We start from the raw sequence: 12,892 nt of genomic DNA, 5'->3' as shown, positions 1-12,892 counted from the left end.
TAATGGCATAATTTGGCATAACATTTCTCTTTTCTGTACAATATCGCTTACATTATACCATTTTTTAGCCCTTTTGGAAAATAAGACCCAGATCAAAAAACTCTCCTAGAAGGAGAGTCAGATTAAGATCATATCTTCGTTGAGACTTTCCTTAGGTGAGTACGGACATCAGCGAACTTCTTCGAAGTTCCATGATTTAGTTTTGAACCTAAAGTTTCAAAACTCCCGAGCGCTTGAAACTTTAGGTTTCAAGCACTTTTCTCACAGCGGAAAGTCTCAAAAAATCTTTTAATAGTTCTAAGAACTGGGCAGTATTTTTAGCTTGACACAATCACTAGCTATTTTTTAATAGAAAACAGTTATTCTCTTTTCTGATTTTCTAAAAGAAAAAAGTGTTCTATAATGGATAAACCTTGCGAAATTCTTCTAAAACCACCTTGCTATCAGGTGTAAAAGTTAGTCCCGCTTCTCCTAAGCAGTCTTTGAAAAAGTCTTCATGAACCTGACGCCAATAAGCTAGAGATTTGTCTCCTTCACCTTCCTTATAGGCATGGTCAGCTGACACTTGATGGAAAGGCTGAACAGAAACCTTTGTAATTTCGACAATGCAGACAGCTTGATCCTTACTGTCTAAAACAACATCAAAGGTTCCTTCTTGGGGAAGGGGTTCGTCCTCTACTGCGTAAAGATCGTAAGCTGAGGCAGTTGCTGTTTTTTCGCCTTTAAAGACCAGTTCCGCTAAAAGGTCTGGGTCCACTCCAAAAGCCCAGGCATCTATCTCATCTCCGATAGAGGGGTTGATTTGCTTGTAGGCATTCCACATTTCTTGAGGTGTCATTTGTTCTCCTTCTTTTCTTTCACCTTCCAATTTCTATAGCTTGTCATGTCCAATTCTGGAAATCCTCCTAACTCTGCCTTTACCTTTAATACTAAAGGAGAACCATTGTCTTCAGTAATGTCTTCCACATTCAACCAAACTGCATTTGCTGAATCATTAGTCCCATCAAGAACCTCCTGAGGAAGGGATTGTTGAGGGCCTTCGAAATCGACTACGATATCATAAAAGGCCATGATATGATGCACAGCGAAGTCTTTCCCTTCTTCTTGAACCATCACGTCATACATCCTAGGATTAGCGTATCTGCTAATCGTATAGCCTGTCTCTTCAAGAACTTCTCTCTTGAGGGTTTCTGTCAGTCCCTCCCCTAGTTCCTGGCTACCACCCGGTAGATCAAAGCGATGCTGATAAGGTCCTCTAGTTTTTTCAATGCAGAGCAGTTTCCCTTCTTGAAGATAGACTCCGTAGACGCCAAAGTGATTTTTGATTTCCATCAAATCCTCCTACTTTCATTCAAAGCTCAGTCGATAGTGAAACCAGTATAGCTATTCTTTTTGCAACACCATCTCTTATTGACCCTAATCATTTCTTCTCTATTGATTTAATACCTTTTCAATATCAATTTTAGTAATTTTTCTAGATACCAATAATCCTGCAAAAACTGAAGTGAGTATCCCTATTAATACCGGGAACAACAATCTGCTAAGTTCAATATCTAGTGGTAATCCACTCAAAAAGATGATCAAATAAGAAATAGCAATTCCTATCAACAATCCCGCGCTTGTACCTCGTACTCCCATCATAAAGCTTTCAAATAAATATATTCTTTTTATCTGTCGATCAGATGCACCGATGATTTTAAAAGTTGCGATCTGTTTATGATTCTCCTGAATGGTAATAGCTAGAATATTGATGATATTAATAATCGCTACAATAGAGATAAGAACTATGATTAAGAGGATAAAAAGGTCGATGTAGGAAAACCATCTGGATAGCATATTGATAACATCCTGTTGTGTTGCTACAACAACATCTAATCCTGTTCCTGATAAAGATTGTTTTAAATTTTCATTTTTTAAAACAGTCTTTACTATCTTGTTTGCTACTTCATTTAAATCGGTTCCATTTTTTACAGTAGCATTCAGATAGTAATACTTATTTGATGAAACGCTACTACTTTTTACATTGATTGCCATCATTTGATTTATTTCTGTTGGCAAGGTAGAAAATAACTGCGCTACTTGCTTGTCTATAATGCCAGAAATTACAAACTTTACATTATGATTATCAATCTTAATAGTCACCGTATCTCCGACATTCATTGATGTAGCCTTGTGTACGGAATCTCCGATTAATATTTCATTGTTCTTCTCTGGAAATTTCCCTTCAGCAATTCTAATATTCAGGTTTTTTAAATACTTTTCTTCTAGACAATGGATAGTATTGGAAACCGATGTCTTACCATTTTGGAATTTGATATCATCCGTAAATAATAGTTTTACACCAGTAATATTTTTTACTTCATCTATTTTTTTAACTCGATTAATATCATCACTAGAAAATAAAGGTAAAGCTTTATAATTCAGAGAATTTTCTTTATTACCAAAGGCAACAGTAACAACATTTTTATTTGCTACAGTCATTTCTTTAATCATTTTATTATAGAAAGAATTAGAAATGAGCATCACTAAAACAATTAGTAAAACAGAGATCGCTATTGACAGTCGAACTAATCTATATCTTCGTTTGTTAACTTCTAAATCTCTTTTAGCAATGAATAATATGGAATGATTCATTTTATCATCTCCTTACGTACTCAATTTTGCCATCTACAACTGTGCAAATAGACTGCATACTATTGGCCACTTTATCACTATGAGTTACTGTTATAATCGTGATACCTAACTCCTCATTGATCCGCTTCAACAATTCTATTATATTTTGTTCGTTATCAGCGTCTAAATTACCAGTAGGTTCATCCGCTATCAATATTTCTGGATTGTTAATAAGAGCTCTTGCCAAAGCAACTCTTTGTTTTTCACCTCCACTAATCTTATCAATACTCTTACTTAATATTTCCTTTGAAAGGCCTAGAGTGTTACAAATTTCGTTAATGTTATTCTCTCCATTTTCAAAAAAATATCTTAGAAGTAGAATATTCTCTTTCACCGTGAAACCTGAAATCAAATTAAAGTTTTGGAAGACACAGCCAATATTCCTACGCCTTACCTTACTCAAATTTTTCATATCTAAAATGGAACTACCACAGACTAAGATATCCCCCTCATTTAAACTGGTAATCCCTAATATTACTTTAACAAGAGTAGTTTTTCCTAATCCAGAACGGCCAACTATTGCAGTCGTGCTACCTTTTTTAAATTCAAAATTACAATTTTTGAAAATATATCTGACATTCGATCCATCACTAAAACATTTAGTAACATTCACTAATTTAATCATGACTTCACCTTCATTCCACAATAACTTAGCAAATCAATTGTACTATTCGTTTCTTCTAAAACAATCTCTTAAGGTTTCAGGTAGAGCCCATTCAAAAAGTTCTTCTGAACTTACCCTCAGTTATCTTCATAATTGTTATTATCCCTGTCTTTTTTTGGTGAAATAGGCTAGATCTCCATCGTGACCAATCATAAAGAAATCTGATTCATCCTGATCACTCTGGTAGGTTTAATTTCGTTCAGTAAGATCTTCTTTAGCATAGAGGTAAATACCTGTCTCTCCACTGTCCTAACTTAATTGTTCACCTAGGTTTGATCCTCTTTCAGTAAGGAAAAAACAATTACATTTCTTAGCAAGATTTCAACTCTTGCTTTTTCATCCTCCTATTTCAAACTCCAACCACCATCAATCGTCAGGATTTGCCCTTGCATGGCAGATGCCTTTCCGCTAGCCAAAAAGAGGCTGACTTCGGCTACTTCTTCTGGTTCTATCCAGCGCTTGATGGGCGTCTCACTGGCTACCCAGTCTGCTAGGCCACCTGGTTCAAAGTCTGCTGCGGTCATGCCTGTTTTGACGGCTCCTGGTGCGATGCCAAAGACCTGAACCCCAGCTTCTGCATAATCCAGCGCCAACTGCTTGGTAAATCCAGCTAAGGCATGTTTGGACGAGGTATAGGCGTGACCGCCTCCTCCTGCCAGGCTAGAAGCAATGGAGCACATATTGATGATGATACCTTGCTTCTTCTCCAACATTTGAGTCAGATAATGTCGTGTCAGCTCTACCGGAGTCACATAGTTGATTTCAAAAACCTCCTGAATCTCCTGAGCGCTTTGCTCAAGAAGTGGTTTGTAGTCATCCAATACCCCAGCCGTATTGCACAAGACGTCAACCTCAGGACACCAGTCAAAAATCGGCGTCAAATCCAAGGTCAAGTCCCGCTGCAAGAAGTGAAACTCACCTTGCAACTGGGGATCAGCACCCTGGTCTACCCCATAGACCTGGTAGCCCTTTTCTAAAAAGAGACGAGCTTGAGCCAGACCAATCCCGGAGCTAACGCCTGTAATAAGGACACGTTTAGTCATGAACTTCCACCCAGTCTGTCGCTAAGACATCACAAGGAGTTGGACTCCACATGGAAAAGCCTTCGCCTTCACCAGATACGCTGATGAGGAAATAAGGTGTCACTTCCAGAGCCACTCCATTTTGCTCGATGGTATCAAACAATTGGACATAGTTTTCTGCTCCACCCCATCCTGTTCGTACATATTTTTTCTTGGCCTTTAATCCTGGTAAAATCTCTTCAAATGTCATGTTGTTCTCCTTTGTTATCTATTTAACTTTCTCCCTTTATTATACCAAAAAAAGAGCTTTCCCTATACAAAAAGCCAGAGTTCTTCTACTCTAGCTTTCATCTTTTATTGATGTTCTTCTGAATGGCGATACCCATAGCCAAAATAAATTCCTATCCCAAACAAGAGAGCAACTCCGAAGGCCAGCCAGGTCGATAGAGAATACTGGGTCATAAAGGACAGACAGACCACAATCGATAGGATTGGCAAGACCGGAACCAAAGGCGTTTTAAATTCACCAGGTCCAGGAGCCCCGTGTTCCTTGCGCAATTTCAAGAGGGCGAAGGCCAACATAACCAGGTAAGCCAAGGTACAGATATTTAAAAAGGAAGCGATACTAGCTAGCGGAAAAACTCCACCAGCAATGGCAGCCATCAATCCAGCGACCAGGGTCGCATTTTTTGGAATTCTAGTTTTTGGATCGAGCTGTTTCATAGCTTTTGGCAAAAGTCCATCCCGCGCCAAACTGTATATCATCCGTGAAAGGGCAAAGGTCATGGAAATGCAGACGGTAATCAGGGTCAAAATAGCGACCAGCGATACATAATTTCCTGCCCAGCCGGCTCCGACCTGACGGAGGGCAAAGGCAACCGCATCATCTACATTTAAGTTCTTAAAAGGAACCATGCCAGTCAAAACCAGGGTAACCAAGATATAAAGAACCGTTGTGATCAAAAGACTAAGGACAATGCCGCGAGGAACGTTCTTTTGTGGTTCCTTGATTTCGTCGACCGCCATGGAAATGGACTCAAAACCAAGAAAGGCAAAGAACATGAGCGAAGCGCCAGCCATAATCCCTGTTTGACCACCATAAATTTCGCCAAAGCCATAAGGGGCAAAGTTTGCCCAGTTGCCAGGGTTTAGGTGAAAAATCCCGACAAGAATAAACAAGGCAAGAGCTGAGAACTTGAGTAAGACCAGCAAGGAATTGAAGCGTAAGACAGCTTTTGCATTCATAAGGACCAAGGCTGTGACGAGGACCATGACCAAAATAGGTAAGAGATCCACATAAGTTCCCGCAGCTGGATCAAAAGTCCCATTTAAAGCCGTCGGCAGACGCCAGCCAAGATTGGCCAACAACCCCTTGAAATAAGCAGCCCAACCTGAGGCTACCCCTGATACGGCGGTCATGAATTCCATCACTGTCAACCAACCTGCAATCCAGGCTGGAAACTCTCCAAAAATGGTATAGAGATAGCTATAGGCTCCACCAGTTGAAGGGATACGAGAGGCAAACTCAGCAAAAAAGAGGGCAGATAGGCCGACGCAAAACGCCGCAATCACAATCGAAAGGATGAGGGCTGGACCAGCTAAATTTGCCGCTGCAGTCCCCGTAATCGTGAAGATCCCTGTCCCCACCATGGCACCGATACCTAAAATAATTAAATCCCACAACCGTAAATGACGGTTTAACCCTGGGTGAACCTGTCCCAAAGCCTTTTTTCGAAATAGATTCATGTATATTCTCCCATCTATTGAGTTTATTCTATCATACTTGGATAAGAAAAGGGAGTGGGAAAGAAATCGGTCATTCGTTAGAATTCGATTTCGTCTTCCCACCTCCGCACAGTTGAGTAGGGCATCTTTGGAACTTGAAAAGCGAACAACTACTTAGGAAACTTGCTTAGCAAGTCCTATCTACCACCTCAAAGCAGTGCTTTGAGCACTCAACCACTGCGTCTTGCTCGACAATCCAAAAACAATTGAGAGGCTAGGACTTTTGTCCCAGCCCTCCTTTTCTTTCTATTTATCACTTTCCGTCCTATTCTTTTTCAAAGAACGAATCGTAAACCAATAATAAATAACCAGCCCAAAGATGATGATCACTGTGGGCAGAAGAACTGTCATACCAAGATTCTGAACTCCTTGTGCCAAAGTCCAGCGATGTATGAATCCAACCACTAAAAAGGCGACGATAGGAAAGACGAAGGCTCTGCCAAGCTCTTCTTTCCATTGCCAAAGAATGAGTGCTCCACTAGCCCCTGTCATAAGGAGAGTATCCCATGGATTCGGCACTGTCAACCAAGCAAGGGCTGGTAAGAAACGGACCCCCACGATCTCACTAGCGAAATAGACTCCTAGAACCAAAACGATTGCCACATGGATTGCTTTTTTCGACTTTTCTTCTGCAAAAATGAGGCGACGAAGAAGATAGAATAGTAGCCCAATTGCTAGGAGTCCCAAAATGATGTCGGTTAAATAGACTAGTGGCTTGAGCACAAGGACCGCTTGAGAAGCAAAATCACTTAGGAGGCGATAAAAAATCACAATACCTGAAAAGATAGCCCCATATTTCAAAACAGACCGTGTCGATTCTTTGGGCATATTTTCGATGATTTGGTCTGCCATTCCCTTTGGATCAAGGCCAAAATAATCCTTTGCCGTGAGGCCATCCGCTCCTGCTTGCGAAAAGTCAAGTGCTAGATTATAGACCTGCTCTCTTAAGGCTTTCTCCTCATATAAGAAACCGGCGAAATTGAAATAATCCCAGAGATCTTGGAAATAAACTTGATCCTCTTGGCTAAAAGTTTTCATCAAGGCCTGCGTTTCTTCAAAATACATTGCTGATTTCATGCTTCTTCCTTCTTTCTTTGGAGACAAAATACAATAAGGGTCAGGACTAGTCCCATGAGAGGAAGGAGCCAGCCTATTAAATGAGCAGTTTCCTGATTCACAAGACGAATCCAGCATCCTGTAACTAAGAAAGTCAGGCCCAGGACTAGTAGACTCGACATCAAACGCTCCCTGCTTCTATAAGCCATAACCGTAAACCCAAGTAGGACTAGGACAGCGAGAACAATCGCCCAACCATCTGATAAGAAGAGACTCCCAATGTGGCCAAAATAGATCGAAAATAGTCGTACGATGTTCAGAAATACCATCAGGCTGATCACACTGATAAAAATAGCCCAAGACCACTTCATTTCTCCATAGCTCTGTTTGGACCAAAGCCACGTGATGAACTGGCTGAACGCCAAGAAATTGAGGAGAATGACAACATAGGTCAAAGGTTCGATTTTCAGTGGTGTCATCCAGGTAAAATCCATTAAATAACGCATGCCAACTAAGATCACTCCAAGTAGAATGACGAGTCCCACATAAGATCCTAGAGAGCGTTTAGGCAAATCTGAAAGAACTTGGTCCACCATAGCCCGTGGATCCTTTCCAAAATAATCCACTGCCCGAATGCCTTCTTTCTCAGCAACTTTCAGATCGCAAACCATATTGTAGAGTTGTTCACCGAGTGCTTCATCATCATAAAAATAGGACTTGGCCCCAATATAAGCGACCATTTTTTTCACATAGGCTTGATCCTCTTTCTTTAAATGAATCACTTCATCTGACATTTTTTCTGTATAACTTTCTACCATTCTTCCCCCTCCTTCTTGATACGTTCTACTTTCGTGACTAGCTCCTGCCACTGGTCCCAAAATTCCCCTAAACGCTCTTTTCCAGCATCACTGAGTGAAAAATACTTACGATCAGGACCATCTGGAGACGGCCTCATTTCCCCATGAATAATTCCTTGTTTTTCTAATTTTTGAAGCAGGGGATAAATGGTCCCAGCGACAATCTTATCAAATCCCATCTCTTTGAGACTTTGAATCAATTCGTAGCCATAGATGGCCTTTTTGGAAATAATCTCCAGCACACAGCCCTCCAAGACTCCCTTTAGTAATTGGGACTCCTTCATCCTTCTCACCTCTTTCTTCACATATGCACTAGTTTGTTTTACATACTAGTTTATTTACTATCAGTATACTCTTTCTTAACTAGTATGTAAAGCAAAATAGTAACTTTTTTAAAAAAATTTTATTCCTTAAAAATCCTTTAAAATCAAGGCTTTCACTGTATACTGGTGTGTAAATATACAAAAAAGTTCAAAAAACACTTTATTTTATAGATTGATTGGAGTATAATAATTAAAATTATTCAAAAGGAGACACGAATATGAAAAAATCGAAGCTTGCTCTTTTAGCAGGTGTCGCCGCGGCTTCAACGCTTTTCCTTGCTGCATGTGGCTCATCTTCTAATGCGTCAAAAGGGACAACCTACAACTACGTGTATAGTTCTGACCCTGATACCTTGAACTATTTGACTTCAAACCGTGCAACTACAAGCGACATTACTACCAACTTGGTCGATGGTTTGTTTGAAAACGACCAATACGGTAACCTAGTGCCTGCTCTTGCTGAAGACTGGTCTGTTTCAAAAGACGGTCTGACTTATACATACAAGCTTCGAAAAGATGCGAAGTGGTATGATTCAGAAGGAAATGAATACGCTGACGTCACTGCAAAAGATTTCGTGACATCTCTAAAATACGTAGCAGATAAAAAATCGGATGCTCTTTACTTGGTTCAAAACTCAGTCAAAGGCTTAGATGACTATGTAAACGGGAAAACTAAAGATTTCTCAACCGTTGGGGTAAAAGCTGTTGATGATCACACTCTTCAATATACTTTGAACCAACCAGAATCTTTCTGGAATTCTAAATTGACCACTTCTACCATGATGCCAGTCAATGAAAAATTCTTGGAATCAGCTGGTAAAGACTTTGGTAGCGTGAAACCAAGTGGTATCCTCTACAACGGTCCATACATTTTGAAATCCTTCACTTCAAAATCACAAATTGAGTTGGATAAAAACCCTGAATACTACGACAAAAAAAATGTTCACATCGATACGGTTAAATTGACTTACTTCGATGGATCAGACCAAGACTATCTTGCTCGTAACTTCTCAGATGGTAACCTATCTACTGCTCGTCTCTTCCCAACAAGCTCAACCTACAGTACGATTGAGAAGAAATTCAAGGATAACATCGTTTATTCCCCACAAGATGCGGTTGTCTACTACGCTTACTTCAACGTCAACCGTCAAAACTACGGTCATACTAAGAAGACGACTGATGAGCAAAAGAACAACACCAAAACAGCTCTTCAAAACAAGAACTTCCGTCAAGCCTTGAACTTTGCTTTAGATAGAACCTCATATAGCGCTCAATCAAACGGTAAAGATGGAGCAACTAAAACCCTTCGTACCCTACTAGTTCCACCTACATTTGTGCAAGCCAACGGAAAAGACTTCGGTACGCTCGTTGAAGAAAAACTTGCCGCAACAGGAGATGAGTGGAAAGGTGTTAGCTTCGCAGATGCTCAAGATAGCTTGCATAATGCGGATAAAGCCAAAGCGGAACTTGAAAAAGCGAAGGCTGAATTGCAATCACAAGGGGTTCAATTCCCAATCCATATCGACTATGTCGTAGACCAATCTTCTAGCTCACTTGTCCAACAAGCAGACTCTATGAAGAGCTCTATCGAATCTGCTCTTGGTAAAGACAATGTCGTGATCGATGTCCAAAAATTGTCTACAGACGATGCGGATAACGCTACTTACTTTGCTCAATCACCAGACCAAAAAGACTTTGACATGGATATCACTGGTTGGGGACCTGACTTCCAAGACCCATCTACTTACTTGGATATCTTGAACCCAACAGATGGTTCAACCTTGACTGGTATGGGACTTGATCCTAAGAAAGACCAAGCGCTTATCGAAAAAATTGGTTTGAACGAGTACAAAGAATTATTGGATGCTGCCAATGCTGAAAAATTGGATACCAATGCACGTTATGAGAAATACGCTGCTGCTCAAGCTTGGTTGACAGAAAACGCAATGGTTCTTCCAATCTACTCTAAGGGTGGGGTTCCATCTATCACGAAGGTAACGCCATTCTCAGGCGCTAATTCTCCAATTGGTATCAAAGGTGATTCAAACTTCTTCAAATACCAAAAAGTTCAAGATAAGACAGTCACAACTGCTGACTACGAAAAAGCTTATAAGAATTGGTTGAAAGAAAAAGAAGAATCAAACAAAAAAGCGCAAGAAGAACTTGCAAAACACGTGAAATAATCACGAAAGAAAACACCGGGGATATAATCCCCGGTGTTTTTTGTGCTAACAAAATGTTGTATGTTTCATCTTATTTCTAATCTTTTATAGACTCGAACGCTATCGCACGACAATCTTCCGATAACTTCTAGAAGTCAGAAGAAAGACGAGAATATAGGAGATGAAAAAGACAGCGCAGATAGACAGAGTCGTTTGAAGGACCAAGCCCGCATTGGTCGCTCCTAGGAGGGCAACGATCTTTGCGATCATCTTGTAGGCTACTCCTAGGTATAGGAAGGAGAAGAATAACGGAAGGAAAAAGACGGTGAGAATCTGTTTGCGAATGGTGGTGGACGTTTGCTTTTGGTCCAATCCTACTTGTTGCAAGATCACAAAATTTTCCCGGTCCTCATAGCCTTCTGAAATCTGCTTGTAGTAAATGACGAGAACCGTAGCCAAAAGAAAGATCACAGATAGGAAAACTCCAATAAAGAGGATGGTCCCTGCTGATTCACGCCACTCCTTCTCCATGCTGTATCGATCAACCCCACCAAACAAAGTCGCACCATATTGACTCATTTTGTCTGTCGAATTAAGCTCTCTGGCCATTCCAGCTATAAAATCTTGGTTTTCTTTATTTTTAGCACTAATAGAGAATTCCAAATTTTTATCAATTTTTAGTCCCAGTTGGTTCAAGTCAGGGAGGACAAGGTACAAGCCCATTTGGTGTTGAAACAGGTCGGCTTGAGGGAGTTTTCCTTGGATAAAATTGGAGTCTAGTTTTTCTTTAATCGTGAAGGTCTTCCCATTGATTTCTAATTGCGCGTCTAATCTTCCAGGATATTGATACCCATAGGCTAGGATTTCATTTTCCCCAAGCTCAACTTTTTGACCGGTCAGTTGCTCATAAGTCGCCTGATCAAAAAAGTAGACTACTCCTTCTGTCTTCAATTCCTGACCAGTTTCTTGATCGGACTGGTCATACACCTCTAAGATCCTTCCATCAATCTTTCGAATTTCAGCCGACCAGTATGTTGTCTGTGCCACCTGATAATCGGACAGATGGGTTGCATCGGCCACTTTCTTAATTTGTGCTTGAACATCTTCAATAACCGGTTCTGTTTCAGCATCTGAAGGCATATGTCCCACACTAAAATTGTAGTCCGAAGGGTACATAGTATCTAGGTAATTCTGCCCTCCAATAAAGAGATTGAGCGACCCTGTTAAGGTGACCAAGACCATGGTGGAAAGAATACTAATGGTCGCAAGACCCGCTGCATTTTTTCGCATCCGAGCTATTAAGTTGGAAACAGAGATAAAATTCTCCGGCTTGTAATAGTAGGGTTTCCGACCTTTAAGAATTCTTAAGAAGGTAATCGATCCTGCGTTGAATAAGAGATAAGTCGCCAGAATGACCAAGATGACAGCAATAAAGAATCTTTGGACGGCCGCAACTGGACGCTCAACAGTGAGCGCCAAATAGAAAGCAATTCCTAAGAGACCTAGACCTAACAGAGTTTGGACCAGCAAGAATCTTCCCTTCTTCTCTCCTGCTTTCTTTTGTTGCATGAGGTGGAGGGAACTGTAGCGCAAGAGGCGTAAAGAATTCAACAAGAGAATGAGGCCAAAAGCTAAGGCTAACCCAAGTAAAGTGTTAAGAACAGCCCCTATCTGGAAGGTTGATTGAATGACGACTGGAAGCCCCATACATTTTAAGAGCAGGGCAAAAATCAAGGGATCAAATAAGAGCCCCAAACCCAGTCCCGCGCCAACTGTGAGAATATAGAAGATAAGCAATTCCCATAAGGTCATGACGAGGAGGTGCTTCTTCTCCATTCCCAAAACACTGTAGAGTCCCAGTTCTTTGGAACGATTTTTCATGACATAACCATTGGCATAAGCCACTAAAATGATGACGACCAGCTGGACGACGAAACAACCAAAACCAAGAACCGTTCTCCCCGTTCTCCCTCCGTAAGAATCCTCTAAATGAGGGGTCGTTGCCAAGGCGATAAAACTATAAAGGATCATGGTCGTTAAAATAACAGCCAAGGCAAAGGGATAATAGAGCTTGCGATTTTGTTTGAGGTTGGAAAGAGCTAATTTACTTGTTAATTTAAACATCATGATCCTCCTTACCCGCCATGACTGTCAGGGTATCTGAGATTTCTTGGAACATCTGACGCTCTGTCTTTTCTCCGCGGAAGATCTGGTTATAAAGGATCCCATCCTTGATAAAGAGCACGCGCTTGGCCCGAGCTGCTGCTGCGGTTGAGTGGGTCACCATGAGAATGGTTTGGCCCATGCTATTGATATCTTCAAAGACATCTAGTAACGCAGCTGAAGACTT

At 40.8% G+C, this 12,892-nt stretch carries 12 protein-coding genes and 1 pseudogene; 1 reads left to right on the top strand and 12 read right to left on the bottom strand.

Annotated features, from left to right (window positions below; translation table 11 throughout):
- Positions 1-397: 397 nt before the first annotated feature.
- From SPADD19_RS04465 to SPADD19_RS04420, 10 genes are all read right to left on the bottom strand, one after another.
- Positions 398-838 carry an ASCH domain-containing protein gene (locus tag SPADD19_RS04465; RefSeq protein ID WP_061455343.1) on the bottom strand — a complete coding sequence of 147 codons (441 nt, stop codon included), beginning with the start codon at positions 836-838 and terminating at the stop codon, positions 398-400.
- Positions 835-1,332 carry an NUDIX hydrolase gene (locus SPADD19_RS04460; RefSeq protein ID WP_061455342.1) on the bottom strand — a complete coding sequence of 166 codons (498 nt, stop codon included), beginning with the start codon at positions 1,330-1,332 and terminating at the stop codon, positions 835-837. The genes SPADD19_RS04465 and SPADD19_RS04460 overlap by 4 nt, the downstream gene beginning before the upstream one ends.
- Positions 1,333-1,431: 99 nt before the next feature.
- Entirely contained in the window at positions 1,432-2,634 is a 1,203-nt protein-coding gene (locus SPADD19_RS04455) for an ABC transporter permease (RefSeq protein WP_061455341.1), read from the bottom strand.
- A gap of 4 nt (positions 2,635-2,638) precedes the next feature.
- Positions 2,639-3,298, bottom strand: coding sequence for an ABC transporter ATP-binding protein (locus SPADD19_RS04450; protein ID WP_061455340.1), 660 nt, complete (start codon positions 3,296-3,298; stop codon positions 2,639-2,641).
- Between the two features lie 383 nt (positions 3,299-3,681).
- The gene (locus SPADD19_RS04445) at positions 3,682-4,380 is read right to left on the bottom strand and encodes a 3-oxoacyl-ACP reductase (protein WP_061455339.1); all 699 of its coding nucleotides are present in this window, start codon (positions 4,378-4,380) and stop codon (positions 3,682-3,684) included.
- Positions 4,373-4,609, bottom strand: coding sequence for a DUF2829 domain-containing protein (locus tag SPADD19_RS04440; protein WP_061455338.1), 237 nt, complete (start codon positions 4,607-4,609; stop codon positions 4,373-4,375). The genes SPADD19_RS04445 and SPADD19_RS04440 overlap by 8 nt, the downstream gene beginning before the upstream one ends.
- 104 nt (positions 4,610-4,713) lie before the next feature.
- Positions 4,714-6,105, bottom strand: a complete 1,392-nt coding sequence (locus tag SPADD19_RS04435; RefSeq protein ID WP_061455337.1) for an APC family permease — start codon at positions 6,103-6,105, stop codon at positions 4,714-4,716.
- A 285-nt stretch (positions 6,106-6,390) separates the two neighbouring features.
- On the bottom strand, positions 6,391-7,221 hold the full coding sequence (locus SPADD19_RS04430; protein WP_061455336.1) for a hypothetical protein: 831 nt from the start codon (positions 7,219-7,221) through the stop codon (positions 6,391-6,393).
- A complete protein-coding gene (locus tag SPADD19_RS04425; RefSeq protein ID WP_061455335.1) occupies positions 7,218-8,018 on the bottom strand; it encodes a hypothetical protein in 801 nt (266 codons plus the stop codon). Before SPADD19_RS04425 ends, SPADD19_RS04430 begins: the two co-directional genes overlap by 4 nt.
- A complete protein-coding gene (locus SPADD19_RS04420) occupies positions 8,012-8,341 on the bottom strand; it encodes a PadR family transcriptional regulator (RefSeq protein WP_023917534.1) in 330 nt (109 codons plus the stop codon). The genes SPADD19_RS04425 and SPADD19_RS04420 overlap by 7 nt, the downstream gene beginning before the upstream one ends.
- A gap of 257 nt (positions 8,342-8,598) precedes the next feature.
- Between SPADD19_RS04420 and SPADD19_RS04415 the strand changes: the two genes are divergently transcribed.
- Positions 8,599-10,563, top strand: a complete 1,965-nt coding sequence (locus SPADD19_RS04415; protein WP_061455334.1) for a peptide ABC transporter substrate-binding protein — start codon at positions 8,599-8,601, stop codon at positions 10,561-10,563.
- 99 nt (positions 10,564-10,662) lie between these two features.
- On the opposite strand, the gene SPADD19_RS04410 is transcribed toward SPADD19_RS04415, so the two are convergent.
- Both SPADD19_RS04410 and SPADD19_RS04405 read right to left on the bottom strand, forming a co-directional pair.
- Entirely contained in the window at positions 10,663-12,666 is a 2,004-nt protein-coding gene (locus SPADD19_RS04410) for an FtsX-like permease family protein (protein ID WP_061455333.1), read from the bottom strand.
- Positions 12,659-12,892, bottom strand: a pseudogene (locus SPADD19_RS04405) (ABC transporter ATP-binding protein); the annotation flags it as partial. The pseudogene SPADD19_RS04405 and the gene SPADD19_RS04410, both read right to left, overlap by 8 nt.

The organism is Streptococcus parasanguinis (assembly GCF_001578955.1).
Taxonomy (GTDB): Bacteria; Bacillota; Bacilli; order Lactobacillales; family Streptococcaceae; genus Streptococcus; species Streptococcus parasanguinis_U.
This window is presented reverse-complemented; position numbering and strand designations above follow the sequence as displayed.